The organism is Bacteroides sp. D1 (genome assembly GCF_000157095.2).
GTDB classification, from domain to species: Bacteria; Bacteroidota; Bacteroidia; order Bacteroidales; family Bacteroidaceae; genus Bacteroides; species Bacteroides xylanisolvens.
Genome location: NZ_JH114331.1, coordinates 124481 through 147722 on the forward strand (window position 1 = coordinate 124481; position 23242 = coordinate 147722).

15 protein-coding genes are annotated in these 23242 nt (G+C 42.4%); 9 read left to right on the forward strand and 6 right to left on the reverse strand.

What is annotated here, in order from left to right; translation table 11 throughout:
* Positions 1-33 precede the first annotated feature (33 nt).
* The 3 genes from BSAG_RS20910 to BSAG_RS20900 all read left to right on the forward strand — a co-directional run bounded on the left by BSAG_RS20910 (position 34) and on the right by BSAG_RS20900 (position 3795).
* Entirely contained in the window at positions 34-876 is an 843-nt protein-coding gene (locus BSAG_RS20910; protein ID WP_004313872.1) for a DUF5689 domain-containing protein, read from the forward strand.
* A 20-nt stretch (positions 877-896) separates the two neighbouring features.
* Positions 897-2849: a DUF6359 domain-containing protein gene (locus tag BSAG_RS20905; RefSeq protein ID WP_008770405.1), complete on the forward strand. Its 1953-nt coding sequence runs from the start codon at positions 897-899 to the stop codon at positions 2847-2849.
* A 97-nt stretch (positions 2850-2946) separates the two neighbouring features.
* Positions 2947-3795, forward strand: a complete 849-nt coding sequence (locus BSAG_RS20900; protein ID WP_004313874.1) for a DNA/RNA non-specific endonuclease — start codon at positions 2947-2949, stop codon at positions 3793-3795.
* Between the two features lie 48 nt (positions 3796-3843).
* On the opposite strand, the gene BSAG_RS20895 is transcribed toward BSAG_RS20900, so the two are convergent.
* Positions 3844-5397 (reverse strand): ATP-binding protein, encoded by a 1554-nt coding sequence (locus BSAG_RS20895; RefSeq protein WP_004313875.1) that lies wholly within the window; start codon positions 5395-5397, stop codon positions 3844-3846.
* A 190-nt stretch (positions 5398-5587) separates the two neighbouring features.
* On the opposite strand from BSAG_RS20895, the gene BSAG_RS20890 reads away from it, so the two are divergent.
* The 3 genes from BSAG_RS20890 (at position 5588) to BSAG_RS20880 (ending at position 11950) form a co-directional block, all read left to right on the forward strand.
* Positions 5588-7162 (forward strand): ATP-binding protein, encoded by a 1575-nt coding sequence (locus BSAG_RS20890; RefSeq protein WP_004313876.1) that lies wholly within the window; start codon positions 5588-5590, stop codon positions 7160-7162.
* Between the two features lie 1475 nt (positions 7163-8637).
* On the forward strand, positions 8638-9087 hold the full coding sequence (locus BSAG_RS20885; protein ID WP_004305184.1) for a hypothetical protein: 450 nt from the start codon (positions 8638-8640) through the stop codon (positions 9085-9087).
* A 301-nt stretch (positions 9088-9388) separates the two neighbouring features.
* The gene (locus tag BSAG_RS20880) at positions 9389-11950 is read left to right on the forward strand and encodes an outer membrane beta-barrel family protein (RefSeq protein WP_008019973.1); all 2562 of its coding nucleotides are present in this window, start codon (positions 9389-9391) and stop codon (positions 11948-11950) included.
* A gap of 27 nt (positions 11951-11977) precedes the next feature.
* Here the strand turns inward: BSAG_RS20880 and BSAG_RS20875 are convergent, their stop codons facing one another.
* From BSAG_RS20875 to BSAG_RS20855, 5 genes are all read right to left on the reverse strand, one after another.
* A complete protein-coding gene (locus BSAG_RS20875; protein WP_008024291.1) occupies positions 11978-13351 on the reverse strand; it encodes a glucoamylase family protein in 1374 nt (457 codons plus the stop codon).
* Positions 13352-13399: 48 nt separating this feature from the next.
* A complete protein-coding gene (bglX, locus tag BSAG_RS20870; protein WP_008019975.1) occupies positions 13400-15709 on the reverse strand; it encodes a beta-glucosidase BglX in 2310 nt (769 codons plus the stop codon).
* A 142-nt stretch (positions 15710-15851) separates the two neighbouring features.
* The gene (locus BSAG_RS20865; protein ID WP_004313879.1) at positions 15852-17384 is read right to left on the reverse strand and encodes a RagB/SusD family nutrient uptake outer membrane protein; all 1533 of its coding nucleotides are present in this window, start codon (positions 17382-17384) and stop codon (positions 15852-15854) included.
* Between the two features lie 64 nt (positions 17385-17448).
* Complete coding sequence (locus BSAG_RS20860) at positions 17449-20514, reverse strand: SusC/RagA family TonB-linked outer membrane protein (protein ID WP_008770402.1); 3066 nt, start codon at positions 20512-20514, stop codon at positions 17449-17451.
* 247 nt (positions 20515-20761) lie between these two features.
* Entirely contained in the window at positions 20762-21652 is an 891-nt protein-coding gene (locus tag BSAG_RS20855) for a carbohydrate kinase family protein (RefSeq protein WP_004313881.1), read from the reverse strand.
* Between the two features lie 310 nt (positions 21653-21962).
* Here BSAG_RS20855 and BSAG_RS20850 point away from each other — a divergent pair, with 310 nt between their 5' ends.
* From BSAG_RS20850 to BSAG_RS20840, 3 genes are all read left to right on the forward strand, one after another.
* Entirely contained in the window at positions 21963-22211 is a 249-nt protein-coding gene (locus tag BSAG_RS20850; RefSeq protein WP_008770401.1) for a hypothetical protein, read from the forward strand.
* Positions 22212-22297: 86 nt separating this feature from the next.
* On the forward strand, positions 22298-22846 hold the full coding sequence (locus BSAG_RS20845; protein WP_004313882.1) for a hypothetical protein: 549 nt from the start codon (positions 22298-22300) through the stop codon (positions 22844-22846).
* A 15-nt stretch (positions 22847-22861) separates the two neighbouring features.
* Positions 22862-23182 carry a helix-turn-helix domain-containing protein gene (locus BSAG_RS20840; RefSeq protein ID WP_008770400.1) on the forward strand — a complete coding sequence of 107 codons (321 nt, stop codon included), beginning with the start codon at positions 22862-22864 and terminating at the stop codon, positions 23180-23182.
* Positions 23183-23242 lie beyond the last annotated feature (60 nt).

Sequence of the window (23242 nt, forward strand, 5' to 3'; positions counted from 1 at the left end):
CAATCCAAAACAATAAGAAAGGAAGAAACAATTATGAAGAAATTACTATCTATATTATGTACCGGATTGCTGCTATGTGGCGCAGGTCTCACTTCCTGTGAGAACTATGATGATCCGGTGACGGGAAATGCTTATGGCAATAATTCAATCCCGGAAGGACGCACCATTTCAATAGCTGCGCTGAAAGAGAAATACAATGATTTCATTGATACAAGTAAAGATACCTATACCACTATCGAAGGTGAAACGCGCATTGAAGGAGTGATTACCTGCGATGATGAAAGTGGGAACTTATATAAGAAGCTGGTGGTAGCAGATGAGACAGGTGCTATCGTTATTGGTGTTAATGCAACCGGATTGTATGCATTCTGCCCGGTAGGACAGAAAGTGGTAATCGACTGTAAGGGTTTGCAGATAGGTAGCTATCGTAAACAGGCACAGATCGGAACAGTATATAATAATTCTGTAGGCCGTATGCCGGAATATGTGTGGAAACAACATGTACGTCTGATTAATGAACCTAAATTATACTATCCAGAACTAACACCGATTGAAATTACTACTCCAGCTGATCTTGCTGCTATAGACTTGAAAGAAGCTCCGGTACTGGTTACTTTCAAAGATATAAAACTTTCCGAAGCAGATGGAACAGCGACTTATGCTCCAGGAGATGAAGGTTCGGTAAAACGTTATTTCACTTATGCTGACGGAACGCAGAGTGGAAGTAATCTATTCCTTTATACCAGTGCTTATGCAAACTTTTCAATGGAAGTAATGCCGCAAGGTAGTGTAAATATTACAGGTATTTTGTTGCGTTACAATAACCAGTGGGAGGTTGTTGTTCGTACTTTAAGCGATATCAAACGAAATAATTAATTCAATTAACACATATAATTATGAAAAAGATTCTAAATGCTTTATTCTTGACACTGCTTGCGGTGTTCACATTTAGTTCATGTAGTGATGTACCGGCTCCTTATGATATATTGGGAGAAGGTGATGTTCCGGGATTGACGGGTGATGGTACGAAAGAAAATCCATATAGCATAGAAGCAGCACAACAGAAACAAGACGGTACAATTGCTTGGGTGCAAGGATATATTGTGGGTACTGTAGAAAATTACGAAGATCCTTCTGGAAGTGCAAAATTTGCAGCACCATTTACAGCTAAAAATAATCTGTTGATAGCTGCTAGTGCAACAGAGACAAATGTAAAGAATTGTGTTTGCGTGCAATTAAGTTCTGGAACAGAGCTGTATTCGAAATTAAACCTTGCAGAAAATGCCACTAATTTGGGACATATTCTTGCTATCCAGGGTTCATTGGAAAAATTCTATGGATTTCCAGGAGTGAAGAGTACAACTGCAGCGACATTAGATGGTAAAGATGTTGGTGGAAGTGGTGAAACAGATCCGGATAATCCTCTCGGACTGGATGATTCTAATCCTGTGAACTCATTCTCTGCTACTTTTGATGATGCAGTAAATAATAACGATTATCTTTTGACAAACTGGTATAATGTAGCTGTTACTGGTGGCAGACGTTGGCAAGGAAAAATCTTTAATAATACAGATAAATATATTCAGGCTACTTCTTACAATGCTTCAGGTAGTAATTTTGAATGTTGGTTCGTAACTCCGGCTTTTAAGGTTGATGAAATCGCAGATAAGACTGTCTCTTTCAAGTGTGCGGTTTATAATTATGCAACAGCAGCTGCTAATTCTAATTTGGAAGTTTACTTCTTGAAATTAGTGAATGGTAAGATGGAATCTAGTAAGCTGACAATTGATGGGATGCCTACAACTGATAACACATGGGTGCCATTGGAAGCTAAGTTGGATAGTTATGCAGGACAAACGGGTTTTGTTGGATTCAAATATACTAGTACAAGTAGCACAGAAGCTTTAAGCTATCGTTTAGATGATATTCAAGCAGGAAAAGGCCAAGGTGGTGGAGAAACCCCGGGAGAAGGTACAGAGTTATTAACTAATGGAGGATTTGAAAACTGGGCAGATGGATATCCGATAGGTTGGAAGTCTACATCTACAGCTGGTAATGCGACTCTTGAACAGTCTACTGATAAACGGAGTGGTACGTATTCTGTTTTAGTAAAGGGAGTTTCATCAAGTAATAAGCGGCTTGGTAGCGCAGAAATGACATTAAAAGCTGGTACTTATATGTTCTCTGCTTATTTTAAGGCTGCTACAGCAGATATAGCAAGTGCTCGTTTAGGCTATGTTCTTGTTGATGAGACTGGTAAAGCTGGAAGTTATGTATATGATGCTGATTATGTAAATGGTATATCTAATGAAGATTGGGTTACGAAAAGCTTTACATTTACTTTAAGTGGAGAACAAAAGATATGCTTGGTTATCATGAATTCGGGAAATCCAGGAAAAGATTTGTTAGTAGACGATGTTAGTTTAAAAACTGAAGATGGAGGTATTGTAGGAGGTGTGGAAGAACCTGATCCTGAACCGGGTGATGCTGATGGAACAGAAGCACATCCATATTCTGCTGCAGATGTAATAACACTTAATAGTACTCGGAAAGGTCCTTTTTATGTAAAGGCTTATATTGTTGGTGCTGCAGATGGTGCGATGAGTAAAATTCAAACATCTAATTTTAGTGTAGATACTAATATTGTAGTTGCTGACAAACAAGGTGAGACAGAAGTTAATAAACTGGTTCCTGTACAGCTGCCTTCTGGGGCTATCCGTACAGCGTGGGCATTGAAAACGAATCCAGACAAGCTTGGAAAACAGGTTATTATTCAGGCTAATTTGGAAAACTATTTTAGTACTCCTGGATTGAAATCTCCAACTAGTATTACAGAGGTGGGGAAATAAAAAATAGTTGTAAGATACAAGAAAGCTGCCCTCCACAAGAGTGGCAGCTTTTCATCTTTTGATGATTAATTATAATTTAATGTTTAGGAAGAAGGAAATGAAGTATAGAGGAATTAATGTGTGGGTAGCTTGTTTGTGTTTGCTTTTAGCTGCTTGTGATAAAGATGAAAACAACAACTCCAATAATTTTGCCACCGGCATCGTAGAACTCCCTGCCCTTCGTAATGGTGCAAACGATGTGTTTGTAACTCATTATACCACATTCAATGGGCAGAAAGTAACCTCTTTCAGTATGGAATACGATAAGAGTAAGAAACATTCCCGTTGGATTGCATTCCGGTTTGACAATCAAACAAAACAGCAAAATGTATCACGTAGTGATGAGCCTTTTGATGCTGATCCTGCTATTGGTTCACAGTATCAACGTGTACAAGCAGATTTTGGAAAACAAGGTTATGACAGAGGACATCTTTGTGCTTCCGCCGACAGACTTTATTCACGTGAGGTAAATGAACAGACTTTTTATTACACTAATATGAGTCCTCAACGAAATAAATTTAATACAGGCATTTGGTTGACTTTGGAGGGACAAGTGCAATCATGGGGGCGTAGCTGTACAGCTTCAGATACTTTGTATGTAGTAAAAGGAGGAACGATTGATAAGGAAGATCAGATCAGAGGATATATTAGTAACGACCGTAGCAAGCCCATTCCTAGATATTATTATATGGCTTTGTTGTTTAAAAAAGGAGATTCATTCAAAGCGATCGCTTTTTGGATGGAGCATACCGACTCTCCGAAATCAACAAAGTTAGTTGATTATGCATTATCAATAGACGAACTGGAAAAAAAGACAGGAATTGACTTCTTTCCGAATCTGAATGATAATTTAGAAAATGCGCTTGAGGCTACGTATTCAACAAAAGCGTGGCCGGGATTGGAATAAGATCACCACGTTAATAATAACAGTCTCTTTGTCAAGGCAGGGTATACTTCAGGATGCTACCACCCATTTCTCGATATTACGGGTTTTCTCACTGAAGTTAATTCCTATCTTGAATAGTTTGCGTCCATCCGCTTCGAAAGGCAGCGCATAGCGTTTGTTGTTAATCTGCTGCAAAGCCTCTTCTGCTGTTCCGTTTAGCTTGAATTCCATAATATAAATGAATTTGTCTGTTTGCAGAATGAGATCTACACGTCCGTTATTGGTGTGGTATTCCACTTTGGTATAGAAACCAACCAATTTGAAAACAATGAAAAGTACGTTCTCATAATGTAGTTCTTGCTCCCGGATTACTTCGTAAGTCGTATCGGCAAAGAAACTCTGCAGGCGGTGGAAGAAAGAATCATAATCTCCCGTTTCTACTTCACGGACGAATTTTTGAACTTCAAATGGGGATTCCACCTTATTCACATTCGCGTAAAAAGGAAACAGAAAGCGAATGAATCCTTCTTCTACTTCACGGTTGGGGAAACCTAAACGGTATATGCCAAAACGTTCGTCATATCCTTTAATGGTGAGGTATCCGCTTTGGTAAATCACTGGAATCGGGTTGGTTGATTCGGAGTCGATGCTATTCAGTACTTGTGCATCAGTTTCTTCGTGTGCCATCCGTTCCAGATCATAATGATGCTTTTTTAGTAACTTAACCAGATAGGTAGGTGTCCCCGTCTCAAACCAATAACTGCCGAATTCTTTATATTTGAAAGCGTTGAGCAGACTAAACGGATTATATATACCGATAGAATTATGTGTAAAATGATAGCCATCATAATATTCTTTTAGTTTTGTACAGAGTTTGTCATACGACAAACTTTGCGTCTCTGCAAACTCATGAAGTTCGATATCTAAGTTTTCATGAAGCTCCTGATCGCTGACACCGCAGATTTCAATATAATCTTTTCGCATTGAGATGTCATCCAAATTATTCAAGTCGCTAAACACACTGACTTTGCCGAACTTTGTAACGCCGGTCAAGAACGCGAACTTTATATAGCCATCCATTGTTTTGAGTGCCCCATAGAATGGTTTTAAGGTATTCCGGAATTGTTTTTGCAACTCTTCATTGCCGATAGCTTGTAACATGGGTTTGTCGTATTCATCTACCAAAATAACTACGCGTTGTCCTGCCTGCTTGCAGGCGCGTTCTATGATACCGGCAAAACGCAAAGAAAATGAGCGTTCGGATGGCTCGGCACCATAGAGCTTTTCCCATGCAGTCAACGATTTTTCGAGTATATTATCCAGACTTTCCGGCGTATCATATTTTTCGATATTAAGGTCCAGATGTAGTATCGGATATTTAATCCAATCCTTTTCCAACCTTTCTACAGCCAGTCCTGTAAACAGTTCTTTTTTTCCTTGAAAATAGGCTTCAAGAGTAGAGATGAGCAGACTCTTTCCGAAGCGGCGCGGGCGGCTTAAGAAATAGTAACTACCGGTTTTTACCATTTGATACATCAATGCCGTTTTATCAATATATAAATAGCCGTCATTACGAATCTTTTCGAAATTCTGTATGCCGATGGGATAAATTTTAGTGCTCATATACTCCGGTTTTATAAATCAATTACACAAAGGTAATAAATTTCCGGGTACTTCATTGCTTTTAAAAAGAGGAAAGTATAAGTATAGTTGCTTTTAACTGAATGGAGTGTAGAAAACAGTACGTACTGTTTGAAGTCTATATTTTAATGCCTATATTTGTCTACATTTCAATTTTATAAGAATAGGCATTATGGATACTACTGATACTACTTTCAGAATATACCCGATAGGGATACAGAATTTTGAAGACTTACGCAATAATAACAACGTTTATGTAGATAAGACGGAGTTGATTTATCGTTTGGCTAATACCAATAAGGTTTATTTTTTGAGTCGTCCCCGTCGTTTTGGAAAAAGTTTGCTGGTGTCCACTCTTGATGCTTATTTTCGGGGGAAGAAGGACTTGTTTCAAGGTTTGGCAATGGAGCGTTTGGAGAAAGAGTGGAATGTCTATCCGGTGTTGCACCTTGATTTCAGTATGACAAAGTACACAGCACTTTCCGACCTTTTGGGACAGTTGAATCTGAACCTATACGATTGGGAAAAACTCTATGGAAAGGAAGAAGTAGAAGGTACGCCTGCGGAACGTTTCCGGGGAGTGATTCGTCGTGCTTATGAACAGACGGGCAAACCGGTAGTAGTACTTATCGACGAATACGATGCTCCTTTATTAGACAGTAACCATTTGCCGGAACTGCAAAATGAACTTCGAGAAGAAATGCGGAAATTCTTTAGTCCCTTGAAAGCGCAAGGAGAATATCTTCGTTTCCTTTTCCTGACAGGTATTAGCAAATTCAGTCAAATGAGTATTTTCAGTGAACTGAATAATTTGCAGAATATCAGCATGAGAGATGATTATAGTGCTATCTGTGGCATAACCGAACGGGAATTGCGTACACAATTGAAAACTGATATTGAAATGATGGCACAGGCTAATAATGAAACCTACGAGGAGGCTTGTACGCATTTGAAGCAGCAGTATGACGGGTATCATTTTAGTGAGAACTGCGAAGACATTTACAATCCATTCAGTTTGTTCAATGCTTTTGCACAGAAGAAATATGCCAATTTCTGGTTTTCTACCGGGACACCTACTTTTTTAATTAATATATTGCAGCAGAGTAATTTTGATATTCGCGAATTGGATGGTGCAACGGCTACTGCAGAACAGTTTGATGCGCCAACGAGTGTTATTACCGATCCTCTTCCTGTACTTTATCAAAGCGGCTATCTTACCATCAAGGGATATGATCCGGAGTTCCAACTCTACACATTGGCTTATCCTAACAAAGAAGTGCGGAAAGGATTCATAGAATCTCTTATGCCCGCGTATGTGCATTTACCTGCCCGTGAGAATACCTTTTATGTAGTCTCTTTTATCAAGGATTTGCGTGCCGGAAAACTGACCGAATGTCTGGAGAGAATAAGGTCTTTCTTTGCTTCAATTCCCAATGATTTGGAAAATAAGCAGGAAAAACATTATCAGACAATTTTCTATTTGTTGTTCCGTTTGATGGGGCAGTATGTAGATACAGAGGTGAAAAGTGCAATCGGACGGGCAGACGTGGTAGTAAAGATGCAAGATGCCATTTATGTCTTTGAATTTAAGGTAGATGGAACTCCGGAGGAAGCACTGGAGCAAATAAATAGTAAGGGGTATATTATTCCTTATCAGCCTGATCATCGGAAAGTTGTAAAAGTAGGAGTTAACTTCGATAGTGCGACAAGAAGTATTGGTGATTGGAAAATTGTAGAGGAAGTATAATTCTTTCTTTCCCTATTGATTTTGTCAATACCTCTTTCAACCTATCACCATCGTTCTGAAACTCTTTATTCATTGTATTTACAGAGTGGTGATAGATTGAAAGAGGATTTTCATTTTTATGTATGAGAGAGCTTGCTGGCGCAGTCTGGAAATTGGGGGATTTGATTCAGGACAATCACATCCTTAAAAATAGATTTATTTCGGTGCATAAATGAACTGTTTCACCACAGAGGACACGGAGGACGCAGAGGTTTCAAAGTTCTAATTCATAGATAATTATAACCTCTGTGTCCTCCGTGTCCTCTGTGGTGAAAAGAATCAAAACGGTACGGAAATGAGTAAAATCGTGTAGGAATGAGCTGAAATATAATCTCACAACACTTTACTAGAGATTTAAAAAGTGAAAATTTGCTGTCATCTGTCACCTGTTTGTGTTTAAATGTCTAATTACAAATATATTATGATGTGACAGCAGTGTGTGACAACACGGTGATAGCACTTTTGCTGTCACCGTTTCTTTTCCTTCTCTCTTTCTTAAGAATCACAACTTACATCGTTCATATTTCTTAGCCGTAAGGAAGTATTTGCTTTCCCGCCTTAGAAACTTCAGTTTCAAGCCTTGAAACCCTAGTTTCATTTACTAGAAACCCTAGTGTCGCACGTTTGAAACTCTAGTTTCTCATTGCTGAAACTAAAGTTTCAAGTTAGAGAAACTAACTTAGAACTTTCTTCGGTGATAACAAAGATGCTGTCACCGTGTTGTCACAGGTTGCCGTCACATTATAGTGCGTTTATAATCAGATGTTTAAATGCAAATAGGTGACAGATGACAGCAAATTTTCACTTTTTAAATCTCTAGTGAAATATTGTGAGATCATATTTCGGCTCAAATCAGTGCAGGAATGAATCTAATTTTAGGGATATGGCTGTGCTAAACCAAATCCTCCAAGAATTACAATTGAGTCGGCTTGTTGAATATACATAACTTCCAGCATTTATTTCCATATTTCCACCACATTTAAAAAAATATGTATATCTTTGTCATACGGTTTCTGCTCATCAGCGTGATGAAATTAGTAGAAAGCGGTATATATTACTAAATGGAATATGTAATGTATTGTCTCTCCCACTCGAAACTTAGCAATTTCATATAGAGGAGAGATGATTCAACAGATATTCCACGCGAACGGCTTTATATCAACATATCCGTTGGAGATGTGTTATATATAAACGATTGGCGTGGATGTCTGTTGTTATCATTGTCTTTCTATAGGGTATGCTAAGACCTCGAGTGGAGATAATGGTGCAACAGCATTCACGTCTTTTTTGTGTCCGGTCGGTTATGATTACCCCTAAAAGTCTAACCTAAACAATTCCCCGTCCGCCCGAAATACAGAAAACGTGGATGCACGTTGTGCCACATAAACAAAATAATACTCCATTTTTATTGTGGAACACATTAAAACAAAAGCATTATGCCAAAATGGATTAGCGTAGAAGAAGCGGCGGCCAAGTATGGAATCAACAAAGAAGTAATTTGGCTTTGGGCGGATATGAAAAGATTCCCGATGTCGTATGAGAAAGGTATCACCACTGTTGATGAAGAAAGCCTTATCGGATTCCTGCATCAGAATAAGGATCGAGTTACAGCCGAGTATATCGACACATTGGAAGACCTATGTATTGAAAAAGCAAATATCTGTAACTTATATGCTGAAATTATTGGCTGTCAAGACAAAGAACTCTTGTATCAAAGAGAGCAAATAGCTCGAATGAAAGAGATACAAACAGCTATGAAAAGGCAAAACAGCCGGCTCCGGGATTGTGAGAAAGTGTTCACGAAATATGAAGAGAACTTTAGTACCTGCTGGGTTGGAAGAATCTGCGCTCACTTAAGGCGGCTGATATGGTTGATACGACGGTAAATACCATTCTATCTCCTTTTAAATAAGGAATAACCGATACCGTTGAGCGGAAATGTCTAAAAGTACTCTTGAATAGAAAATTTAAAGATGCCCATGAATAGTTATATTTAAAGATATCCCTAAATAGAAATGTTTAAAAATACTAGAAATATACTGTAGTAAGATTTTTTATCCATTCGTTTTATATTCTTAACTCCGAAAAATTCGTAAGTGTAGATAAACCAACTACTTTTGGCTCTCGAATTTGCAGCATTTTTGAATGTCTTGCGTCTAATAAACATAAACTAATATATTTCTAGTCATGAAACACAGACTGTTACTACTAATTCTATTCGTATTCACTACCTCCGTGGCGGGGTGGGCACAAAAATCCACAGCTCCTTCTTATACAGTCAAAGGAGTACTTATTGATTCTTTAACACAAGAGGGAGAACCGTATGCTACCATCAAAATAGCAAAGAAAAATGCTCCGGATAAAGCAGTCAAGATGGCGGTGACTGGGGCGAATGGTAAATTTCAGGAGAAACTGAATGTCGCTGCGGGCAATTACATCATCACTATTTCTTCGATTGGTAAAGCGCCGATAGTAAAGGAATTTATTCTAAAACCGTCCGTGAAGGAGGTTGACTTGGGCACAATGATTTCTTCAGAGGCCAATAACGTATTGAAAGGAGTGGAGGTAGTTGCACAAAAACCTTTGGTAAAGGTAGATGTGGATAAGATTGAATATAATATTGAAGATGATCCGGACTCAAAATCAAACAGTATATTGGAGATGCTTCGGAAAGTGCCTTTGGTAACGGTGGATGGAGAAGACAATGTACAAGTAAACGGCAGTAGCAGTTTCAAGATACATGTAAATGGAAAGCCCAATAATATGATGAGTAATAATCCGAAGGAAGTACTGAAAAGTATGCCGGCAAACACGATCAAATATATTGAGGTGATAACTTCACCGGGAGCTAAATATGATGCGGAAGGTATCGGAGGTATTCTGAATATCGTCACAGTAGGTTCCGGATTTGAAGGATACACGGCTACTTTCAGAGGAAATGCTAATAATAACGGAGTAGGTGCCGGCACTTACGCAATGGTGAAACAAGGTAAACTGACTGTTTCTGCCAACTATAACTACAATTATAATAATAGCCCGCGCAGCTATTCCGATAGTTACCGCGAAAACTACGAACCGGATAAAGAGAATGAAAAATATCTGGAATCGGAAAGTAGCTCCAAGTCGAAAGGGAATTTCCAGTATGGCAATTTGGAAGCCAGTTACGAGATTGATACGTTGAGGCTGCTGACCGTGGCTTTCGGAATGTACGGCAGCAGTGACAAAAGTAACAGTGACGGAAATACGATTATGCACGGAGCTGACCGACAGGATTTTGCGTACCGTTATAGAACCGACAATCATGGAAAAGGGTCATGGTATTCTATCAACGGAAATATAGACTATCAGCGTACTTCCCGAAAGAATAAAGAACGAATGATTACGCTTTCTTATAAAATCAATTCCCAACCCCAAACGAATGATTCATATAATACTTATCTGGATATCGAGCCTGATGAGAATAAACTGGATATCATCAAAGAATTGTCATTAAAGAATTTCCATTCGGACGGAAAGACAAATACGATGGAGCAGACTTTCCAGGTGGACTATACTACTCCGATTGGAAAGCTGCATACAATTGAAACCGGTGCCAAATATATTTTCCGACGTAACTCCAGTGATAATCGGTTTTATGAAGCCGAGGGAGCAAGTGAAAACTATGCATATAATGAGAATCGTAGTAGCGAGTACCGTCATTTGAATCATATTCTCTCTGCTTATGCCGGATATACGCTGAAATACAAGGGATTTACTTTCAAACCGGGATTACGTTATGAGCAAACCATACAAGAGGTGAAGTATCTGGTGGGTCCGGGCGAGAACTTTGATTCGAATTTTAGTGATCTGGTTCCTTCCGTTTCCTTGGGAATAAAACTAGGAAAGACGCAGAATTTGCGTGGTGGATATAATATGCGTATCTGGCGTCCGGGTATCTGGAATTTGAATCCTTATTTCGATAATCAGAATCCGATGTTTATCAATCAGGGAAATCCGAACTTGAAGAGTGAGAAGAGTCATTCGTTCGACTTGTCTTACAGCAGTTTTACGTCCAAGTTCAACATCAATATTTCTTTGCGTCATTCTTTCAATAACAATGGAATTGAAAGAATCAGCCGCTTGATTACTGATAAAGACGGAGAAATCTTAGAAGGCGGGCATAAAGCTCCCTACGGTGCACTGTATAGCACATACGGTAATATCGGAAAGAGCCGGGAAACAGGATTGAACTTTTATTTGAACTGGAACGCTTCTCCTAAAACGAGAATTTACGTCAATGGACGTGGCAATTATAGCGATTTGCGGAGTCCTGCCCAAGAGTTGCACAATTATGGATGGAATGCTTCTGCTTATGGAGGAATTCAGCAGACCTTACCGGGAAAAGTACGTTTGAGCCTGAACGGCGGAGGTAGCACACCCCGAATCAGTTTGCAGGGAAAAGGTTCAGGATATAGTTATTATAGTTTGGGATTGAGCCGTTCTTTCTTGAAAGAAGAACGTCTTTCTTTGAATATTTATTGTAGCAATGTTCTGGAGAAATACAGAACTTACAATAATCACACAGAAGGAGCTAACTTTATTTCGAAGAGTTCGAGCAAATATCCGAGCCGGTATTACGGTTTCAGTATTAGCTATCGGCTTGGAGAGTTGAAAGCCAGTGTGAAGAAAGCCGCACGAAGCATCGACAATGACGATGTGAAAGGTGGCGGCGGAGGAGGTGGAAACACCGGTGGTGGAGGTGGTCAGTAGACCACTTCCGCACACCGAGATTCCCTCTTATTTCTGTCTCACGTCTTGCTTGTTGGTGTTAAAACCAAGTTTGGTTAATCCGGCCTGTACGTCGGGATGGCTCATGAAGAGTTTCCACAATAATCCGCTCCGGTAGTTTTCGATCATGACAGCAATAGGACCCTGGTCGATAGCCAGATAACGTTGCGGATACCAATTGTCCGTTTCGCTGAAAGCATCGTAGAATCCGAAAGGGCCGAACACTTTATCTCCCATACCATATAGATGGCGCATCACTTGCATGGAATATTCCGGTGTATAGACAATGGATGAAAGTGCGGCGGTAGGGGAGATCACTCCTTTGTCCTCCTGCTCATTGGGCGAATGAGCCGCATATCCATCGACGGAGTAGCTGGCGGTCAGTCCCCAACAATCCGGTCCGAAACCTTTGTAATGTTTAGGGTTGCGGATGCAGTAAGCACGGTTCACCAGTGTCAGGTTGCGCATTTCGTGGAAGTAGCTGGGGCAGTATTCATCTTTTAGTCCCACCGGGTCAAGTCCGAGGAAAGAGTATTGAGCCCAGAAAAGCGGTCCGGCTTCGGTGCCCTGATAGCGGAGGTGCAACTCGATTCCTTCCACTTTATGCGGAGAAACGATGGCCCCGTTCTGTGCCCAACCGTCATGATAGACAGCCGCAGGTACTCCGTGGGTAGGAGAAGCAGCAGCAAGAATATACATAATCATACATTCGTTGTAGCCGTGTACAGGGAAATTCATTTCCCAGCCATACGTTGGACTCCAATGCCAGTAAAGAACGTTTTGCCCGCCTTGCCGATACCAGTTCCAGTCGACATCCCGCCAAATCTGGTCGATCCGTTGGGCGAGGGCTTTCTCTTTCTCGTTTCCGTTGACGTAATATTGGTGTACGGCCAGCAGCCCTTGGATGAGGAAAGCTGTCTCTACCAGATCGCCCCCATTATCTTTCTGACCGAATGGTTTCACTTTGCCCGTATCACCATACCACCAATGAGGGTAGGCTCCGTGGAAACGGTCTGCCTTTTCGAGGAAAGAAACGATGCGTTCCATTCGTGCCAGTCCCTCTTCGCGGGTGACGTAACCGCGGTCGATTCCCGCAAGGATAGCCATGATGCCGAAACCGCTGCCGCCGGAAGTGACTACGTTGGCATCGTTTTCTGGATAAACGCCGTCCACATGATAACGTTCGGGAGCTAAGCCGCTATTCGGCTCGGCACCTTCCCAGAAATAGAGGAAAGTCCGTCGCTGGACGGTATCCATCAGGGCGTCGTCCGATAACGAGTCGGTGGCTGCGGAAAGGTTGTTGCTTTTGCTTTTCCCTTTACAGCTCTGGAAAGTCAGGGCAACGGCGGATAGAAATAGTAACATGAGCGGAAGTGCACTCATTTCTATTATTCTTTTATATTTATCGTTCATAATCAAGGTGATAAAAGTTTAGTTTAACGTGAACTTCGCGGTTTTCACATCACGGCTGTTCGTACCGATCATCACTTCAAAGTCGCCCGGTTCGGCAACCAGTTGCAAGTCATAATTATAGTATCGAAGCATTTCCGGAGCAATCTTGAAACGGACAATCTTCATTTCTCCCGGTTCGAGGAATATCTTTTGGAAACCTTTCAGCTCTTTGACGGGACGGGTACTGCTACCCACAACGTCGCGGATATAAAGCTGTACCACTTCCGAGCCGGGCCATGTTCCGGTATTGGTAACCTCCACTGCCGCGGTCAACGAACCGTTCATGTCCATGGAAGAATGACTCAAGTCGATGTCACTGTAAGAGAATGTCGTATAAGAAAGGCCGTAACCGAACGGATAAAGCGGATCATTATCCACATCGAGATAGTTGCTGCGGAATTTCTCGAACCATTTGCCATCTTTCAATGGGCGTCCGGTATTTTTGTGCGCATAATAAAGAGGTATCTGGCCGACATTCTTCGGGAAAGTCATGGTCAGTTTTCCACCCGGATTGACGTAACCGAAGAGGGCGTCACCAATGGCGTAAGCGGCTTCACTACCTCCGAACCATACATTCAGAATGGCAGGCACATGCTCCTGTTCCCAGTTCAGCGTAAGCGGACGTCCGGTGAATAACACCAGTACCACCGGTTTGCCTGTCTTTAAAAGCTCTTTCAACAGATTCTGTTGTACGTCGGGAATATTCAAGTCCGTACGGCTGCTGCTTTCACCACTCATTTCAGAAGATTCGCCTAGCGCTGCGATGATGATATCCGACCGACGGGCTACGTTCAATGCTTCGTCCAACAACTGCTGGTCGGTGCGGTTGTCACGGTTCAGGGAACGGCCGAACATCGTTGCCCGTTCTTCGTAACTTGCATCACTAATCAGGTTGCTTCCTTTAGCGTACATGATATTCGCTTTTCCGGCTGTCATCTCTTTCAATCCTTCTACCAAAGAAGGGCAACGGTCGAGCACAGCTGCTACGCTCCATGTACCCGGCATATTGCTACGGCTGTTTGCCAACGGACCGATTACTGCAATATTTCCTTTAGGGTTGAAAGGCAACAACGGATTTCCGTTCGGATTACCGTCGGGACTGTCATTCTTCAGAAGAACGAAACTTTCTGCTGCAATTCTGCGGGCTGCATCACGATGGGCTTTGGTAAAGATGTCGCGTGCCGGACGTTTCGGATCGCAATATTTATAAGGATTATCAAACAATCCCAGTTTATATTTGGCTTCCAGAATACGACGGCAAGCCGTATTCAATGTTTCCATAGAGACTTTTCCTTCCTGAACGGATTTCTTCAGTGTCCCTACAAAACCCTCGCTTACCATATCCATATCCACTCCGGCGTTGATGGCACGGGCGGATACTGTCTGAAGATCGCCGATACCGTGGTCGATCATTTCTGAAATGCCCGTATAATCAGTCACTACAAAACCGTTGAATCCCCACTGTCCGCGGAGAATATCCGTCATCAGCCATTTATTGGCAGTGGCCGGAATACCGTCTACTTCATTAAAAGAAGCCATCACGCTGCCTACACCCGCTTCAACGGCTGCTTCATACGGCAGCATATAATCATTGAACATTCGTTGGCGGCTCATATCCACGGTGTTATAGTCGCGGCCGGCTTCGCCTGCCCCATATAACGCAAAGTGTTTTACGCAGGCCATGATTTCATCATTCCGTTCCATGTTTTTCCCCTGATAGCCGCGCACCATTGCTTCGGCAATCATGGCACCGAGAAACGGGTCTTCGCCACTACCTTCGGATACGCGTCCCCAACGAGGGTCACGTGAAATATCCACCATCGGGCTGAAAGTCCATGAGATTCCATCGGCACTTGCCTCTACGGCTGCAATGCGGGCAGACTCTTCAATGGCTGTCATGTCCCAGGTGCAAGACAAACCGAGCGGGATAGGGAACATCGTTTCGTATCCGTGAATAACGTCCATCCCGAACAATAACGGAATACCCAGCCGGGAATCTTCCACAGCCTGTTTCTGTACTTCACGTATTTTCTCTACTCCTTTCAGATTGAACAATCCTCCCACTTCGCCTTTCTTGATTTTTGCGGCGATGTCGCTGCTTTTAGCCTGTCCCGTAGTGATCTCTCCGGTGACAGGAAGGTTTAACTGTCCGATTTTTTCTTCTAGCGTCATTTTATTCATCAATACGTCGATGAAACGATCCATATCCTGTGGCGACTTTTGTGCCGACGCGGTTAGAAAACCTGCGGCAAACAACAGGATGGATAGGCTTAACTTTTTGTATATCATATTATTATGGTTACTTTTATCTCTATTCATATAAAGTCCTCCTGATGCGTTGAATGTTCGGCACCGAGGAGGACATTGTTCGACACCGAGGAACAGTAGTTTCGGCACCGAGGAAACAACCGTTCGGCACCGAGGAACTTTCTTATTGGTAGTCGGGGTTCTGTACTAACACTCCTTTAGACTTGTCGATCTCTGTCTGCGGCAGTGGAAGCAGTGCGTTTTTGTCCTGATAATTGGTTTTACCGGCTGCGTGCAACACTTCTTTTGCAATGCCCCAACGAACGAGGTCATAGAAACGGTCGAATTCCAACCCTAATTCCACACGGCGTTCGTGGCGGATGGCTTCACGCAATTCTCCCTGATCGGTAGTCGTCACTTTAGGTAATATATTGGTATTGGTGCCTCTGGCGCGTGCGCGTACTTGTTCCAAATAGTCGATTGCTTCACCCGGAATACCTTTTTCATTAGCTGATTCGGCTCCCATCAGCAGTACATCTGCGTAGCGGATCAGACGAATGTTTACCCAGAATCCTTTGTTGGTATATTCTTTACGCAAAGCCGGGTCGGTATAGGCTTTCTTGTTAAAGTAAGCACCTATTGCCGGAGAAACCGGAGATTCACCGTATGGCTCGTTGGTATTTTCCGGAGTGATAGGATCGCTGTCCGAGTGGCGGAAGTAGAGTAGGGTGGAGTTTTTGCGTGGATCACCCTGTTCGTATGCTTCCGCCATGTATTCTGTTGCCATGTGCCATCCCCAGCCCAAGTCCCATTGACCTGCTCCGCGTACACCTTGTACTTCACAGAACTGGCTACCGATAACGGTACTTTGAGGAAGAGCGGCAGTAGCTGTACATTGCAACTCGAATATGGAACCTCCGTTATTTTCACCATCATCCGTGAAAATCTCATTATACGGAGTCTTTAAGTTGTAGAGCCCCTTTTTGATGACATCGGTGGAGGCTGTGTACATATTGTTCCAGTCGTTGCGCATCATATAAGTACGCGCGTGTAAGGAACGGGCAGCTCCCCAAGTCAGTCGTCCGGTGTATTCGCTGCTCCATGTTTCCGGCAATGACTCTTCTGCTGTTTTCAGGTCTTTGTCAATCTGCTCATAGATTTTATCAGCGGTTGTCTTCGGGATATTGGCTTCCGAAGCGTCGTTGATTTTGTAAGTCACCAAAGGAACTTCGCCGAAAGCTCTTACCAGATTGAAGTAGCAATAAGCGCGGAAGAAAGAGGCTTCTCCCTTATTGATGATGTCTTCAGTTTCTGTTTGTCCGGCTGTTTCTTTTTCTGCAATGGCATCAAGAATCTCATTACATTGGTAGATGATGGCATAATTCTGTCCCCAATAAGCACCCAGTAGGCCGTTGGTCGGTGTATACACAAAATCATCATACATTTCGGCTACATCAGAGCCATCGCTGGCAATACTTCCTTTTTCCGAATCTTCCGAACGGAAACAGTGGATGGCAAAAGCAGGAGGACCGGCTGTCACATTATAGTTACGCATCATCGTATAGACATTATAAATCTTACCGTTGACCAGAGCGTTCGGATTATCATCTTCCGTAAACTGTCCTTGTGGACTACGATCCAGAAAGTCACTACAGCTGCCTAGAAATAATGTAGTTGAAGTAATAAGGGCTGCAAATATATATTTATTCAGTTTCATATAATGATAGTTTTAAAGATTAAAGTTGTGTTCCGCATGGAAAACTGGCAGTGGCACCTTGCCACTAGAATGTTAGGTTGATACCGAAGGTATAGACTGCAGGTACAGGATAACTGCCGTTATCTACTCCGAATGCGGTGGCGGTTCCTCCAAGTTCGGGAGTATATCCGGTATTATGTTTCCATGTCTTCAGGTTCTGTATGTTGACATAGACTTTCAGGGCTTGCAGACGTATTTTGGCAATTAAGCTCTTGTCGAACGTATACGCTAACTGTACGTTGCGGATACGGAAGAAACTACCGTTCTCAATGTAATAGTCGGAATTCAAGTTATTGATAGAATGTTTGGTGTTCAGCAACGGTTGGGTGTTGGACGTACCTTCTCCGTGCCAGCGGTCCAAACGTTGTTCCAGGTAGTTGAACTGGGCAAAATTGTAGTTATCCCATGTACGGAAAATCTTGTTTCCGCCTTGTCCCATCATGTCGATGCCTAACGACCAATTCTTGTAGTCTACTCCAAGAGAGAAACCGTAAGTTACCTTTGGAGTCGGGTTGCCTATCATGGTACGGTCTTCCGGGGTGATTTCTCCGTCACCGTTCACATCGGCGAACTTCAGGTCACCGGGGGTAACGGTAGCCAGTGTATTTTTGGGTGATGCGTCAATATCCGCTTGTGACTGATAAACGCCTGCCACTTTGTAACCATAGAAATATCCGATAGGATAACCTGCCATTGTGTAACTTTGCTGCTTATCTCCGGCAATGATGGAGTATCCTTCCTGAACAAGACTTTTTACCTCATTCTTGATAGTAGTCAGGTTGGCACTGACGGAATATCCCCAATCACCAATCTGATCGCGCCAGGTGACAGCCATTTCCACTCCTTTATTCTGGATCTCTCCCAAGTTACCGATACCGGGGATAGTTCCGGAAATTCCGGGAACTTCGGCTAACAAATCTTTGGTATTCTTCTTATAGTAAACACCCTCAAAATGCAAGCGGTTGCGAAGCAGGTTCGTTTCAAATCCGGCTTCCCAGGCTTCTACTTTTTCCCAACGCAGGTTAGGATTAGGAAGATAGGCAAGCTGGTATCCGGGATAAATGATGGACGGTTTACCGAATACGGCCGAATAAGCATTGGTCAATAAGGGTTCGGCAGGATAGGCTTTATCCAGGTTCTGGTTTCCTAACGTACCGTAAGATGCTTTGATTTTCAACATATCCAGCCATTTGATGTCTTTCATAAATTCTTCTTCAGACATCAACCAACCTCCACCCAGTGAGAAGAAGTTCTGCCATTCATTACCTGTGTAGGAGAAAGCGGAAGAACCATCCCGGCGGAAAGATCCGTTGAACAAGTATTTACCTTTATAGTTGTAGATCACACGTGCAAGTACGGATAATGTACTGCGTTCCCATTGAGTACTTCCATTGGTAGCGGTAGCCGCATCGCCGATGCTGACAAACCATTTGTCCGGATTATCCGGAATAACCAGTCCGACCCCCTGCTTGCGTGCTCCGTCCAATCGGCTCAACGAATTATAATAGGTAGTAAAACCGGCAGTAGCTGTCAGGTTATGATTTCCATTATCAAAGCTGTTGGTGTATGTCAACAGGTAGTCGCTCTGAACTTTTGTTTCATTCTCTTTAAACTGGCTGACCTCGGTCTTGCCTGTTCCCAAAGTAGAGATCCCTCCGTTGACAGCGGCATCGTATACTTTTACGATCGGTGTATACGTCCGTCCGTTGTTCGACGCATAATCCATGGAGAACATTGCTTTGAACGTGAAATGTTTCAGGAAGTCTACCTCACCATAAATGTTACCGGATGCCCGGTAGTTCTCCGCTTTGGTAGTATTTGCTTTTAATTCGACGTCTACCATCGGGTTGTTGATCTGCGCTTTCTGGAATTCGGGCAGAGCCGTATATAATCCGTATTCGTTGTTATACACCGGAGCGATAGGAGTTGCACGCAGGGCATTCAATACCTGTTTGGAATCAGCAGGAAGCATACGTGCACCGTTGAATTGGAAACCGACTTTCAAAAAGTCCGTAATCTTATAATCATTACTTGCGTTGATGGTTACCTTACTGAATTTCTCATGCTCGATGTTGCCTTGTTCGTAAGAGTAGCCTACACCCAGATAGAAACTATGTTTGGGCGAAGCCCCTGTAATACTGATGTTATTGTTTGTAATGAAAGCAGTCTGGAAAATTTCGTCTTGCCAGTCGGTATTGGCATCCCAGCCGGTATAATCGAAAGGGTCATCTTTCTGATTGGCAAGCTGTTCGTTATATAGTTCCTTGAATTGTGAACCATTCACCAGTTTCACTTTATCTACCACTTTCTTGAAACCGAAAGAAGTATTAATATTGACTAGTGTCTGTCCCTCTTTGGCTTTCTTTGTGGTAATGATGATAACACCATTCGCACCGCGAACACCGAAGATAGCCAGAGATGACGGGTCTTTCAGGATTTCCATGGATTCGATGTCCTCCGGATTCAGGAAATTGATGTTGTCATTGAATAATCCGTCGACAATGTACAGCGGTTTATATCCGTTGATGGAGTTTGTTCCGCGAATACGTATTTCCGGATCAGATCCGGCCCGGCCGGAGTTGACAATCTGCACACCTGCTACCTTTCCCTGCAGGGAAGACAGCGGATTCATTGCCGGTTTGTTGGCTAACTCTTCTCCTTTGATATTGGTGATAGAACCTGTCAAGTCTCTTTTCTTTGCACTACCGTATCCGATAACGACTGTTTCGGCTAGTACTTGTGAATCTTCTTTTAAAGTGACATTGATGACGTTCTGTGTCCCCACTTTAATGGTTTGCGAAGTCATCCCCACGTATGAAAATGCCAGTACGTCCTCCGGTGTGACAGAGATTGAATATTTACCGTCCATATCCGTGATGGTTCCGGTGGAAGTTCCTTGTACGAGTACCGATGCGCCGATCAATGGTTCATTGGCAGCGTCCGTCACTGTTCCTGTCACCGTCTTTGTCTGTGCAAAGGCTGATGCAGAGGCCAGTAGCAGGCAAACAAGCGTCATGATGCTCTTTGACCTGATGGCTTTTTTCTGAAGATGTTGTAAAAGTCTAGTCCTCATTGCATTAAATTTTTCCATTTGTTATTATTTAGGTTGAAGTCTTTTTTCTGCCGTCTTTTGGCAAGAGTAACAAAGGAAACAAACGAAATTCAAAAAAGATTTTGGAAAAAAGAGGGAATGGTTGATTTTAACACTAAAAGAGAGGTGACTGTTGAAAAAAGTCAGGCACGAACCGGTGTTGTTCGTGCCTGAATAATGGGATGAGGATTACCCGTTGGGGGAGGTATATCCTATGTATACGTTGTTCGTTTTATGATTTCCTGTTTTAAAACATCTGTTCCGCAGTGGTCATACATTGAATGACATCTTCTTTGCTGCCATTGAAAGGACCTGATTTCTCTATTTTTAGAGTTGACATGGCGGCTGCAAAACGTCCTGCTTCTTCGATGCCGGCACCCGATACCCGTTGGTATAGATACCCGATGGTGTAAGTGTCTCCACACCCTGTTGCATCTACCACTTCTTTGGGTTTATATACCGGAATACGATAGAAGTCTTTTCCGTCGAAAATAAGTGATCCCATGCTTCCCAAGGTGACAAGCACTTCTTTCACGCCCCATTCATGTAATTGGCGGGCAGCTTCATGCGGATCAGAAAGGCCTGTCAGCACTTCCATCTCGTGCTCGTTGACTTTCAGGAAATGGATATATTGCAGAGCCTCCCGCTTATCTGTCCAATCCACCGGATAGACGTGAGTGTCACGCACTTCACGTAAATAGCCTTGTGAGTCTACTGCAATCAACCCTTTTTGAGATAGTTCTTTGATTACTTCCAACGAGAAGTCGTCTGCCAGCAGAGAGCCGAGATGGTAGATTTGCGCATCTATATCTTTCAGCTGACCGGCAGTGAACGGATCGGCTTTCGCTAATACACGTTGAGTACGGTCGTCCGGATTGGCGCCATAGATATTCTCAAAGTATACGGAATATTTGCTTGGCAAGGCGGTTATATGAATACCCATTTCACGTAGTTGCTCCACAACGTTCATTTCAGTGGCACCAACTGCTGTTACTAAAGCGTAATCGATGTCGTTAAAATGGCGGATGGCATGTGAACAATAAAAAGCCGTTCCTCCTGGCATATAGACAGTGTTTTGGGGAGTGACTACTTTGTCTAATGTGATGTGACCGATGCAGCAAAGTTGATGTTTATTCATGTCTAACCAATTAAAAAGCCTCCAAGATAGTATCTTGAAGGCTTCTAGTTTATTTTTTGTGCGGCTGATAGCCGTAAAACATTTTGGCTATTTCGCACTTATTATCAGTTATTTACAGAGCCTTCATTTTAGTCAATGCCACCGAATTAGCCACCGACTAAGTCACGAACTCCTTTTTTTATCTAAATCAATGAACTCTTATTTGTAATACAAAGGTATCGTTTTTAATCGGATAAACCTAATTAAAGTGACAAATAATGATAAATATCGCATTTAATTTATTAACTTCACAGCGTAAAAAATATAAATTATGCAAAATAAAAGGTATCAGAATTCTTATATTAAAGGCTTAAAAAGAAATGTTATCAATAACACTATAGCAGGAATCGTTATAGCAGGAATAATATTCATTATACAACTGATAGGAGGCTGCGAACAACCGGAAATAACTCATCAAAAAACTCTCATTGACAGTCTGCAAATAAACACGAATGATGAAATTAATGACTGGGACACAGACACCACCATCTACCATACAACCACTAAACCAACTAAATAAAACATTTTTCTTGCTAAATAATCAACCTATAAGTTTATTATCTCGTTACTTTTGCGTATCTTTGTCTTACTATAAAACAAGGAGATATGACATTTGACGACATTACTGGAGACAGAAAATTATGGGCTGTACACTTTGAAGGCGAGGATGATAACGAATTTTATAAGGTGTTCAACAACTGGGCCGACGTGGTTTGGCTACGCACTTTCTTCAAGGAGAACATTGACGACTTGAACGCCTATTTTAAAATAACGGATATAAAAGAAGCTATCAGCGATACTATTGAAGATAGTGAACGCCTTCGATACATCATAATGGACATCTCCCCGGAAACCGATTTAAGCAAGATATTCCGTCCGCTGGACAACAACCAGGCTTCGGATGTGATGCTGCAAAAAGAAAAGGCCCGGTTAAAACGTAAATACGGTCACTCGTCGTGGCTCCGGCTATACGCTATCAAATTGATTCAAGGCAACTACATCATCACCGGAGGCGCCATCAAGCTGACGGCTACGATGCAGGAAAGAGAGCACACCAGGCAGGAACTTGTGAAAATAGACAAAGTCCGGCGCTACCTGCTGGAAGAAGGAATTATTGATGACGAAGGGTTTATAGAGTATATTAGTGAATTATAATTTGGGAGGAATGATATGGAAAATCGTATGAAATCTATCGCACAAAGGCTTGAAGAACATGCTTCTCCAACGCCTTCGAAATGGCGTGAGCTGTTTGACTTCCTTGAAACAAACAAGTCTTGGCTCCGACATTCGCAAAATATTGCCATGCTGATGCTGGACAGGATGGAAGAATTAGGAATGAGCCAAAAGCAATTGGCTGAAAAAATGAATTGCAGCCCGCAATACATCTCAAAGGTGTTGAGAGGACGGGAGAACCTTTCACTCGAAACTTTGACCAAGATTGAAAACGCACTGGAAATCTCGATTATCAAAGAGGAACCGATGGCTGTATAACTCACATCGGCTGCAGTAGGAAAGATTTGCTATCAGATTTTTCCGGATCAGCTGCTGCAG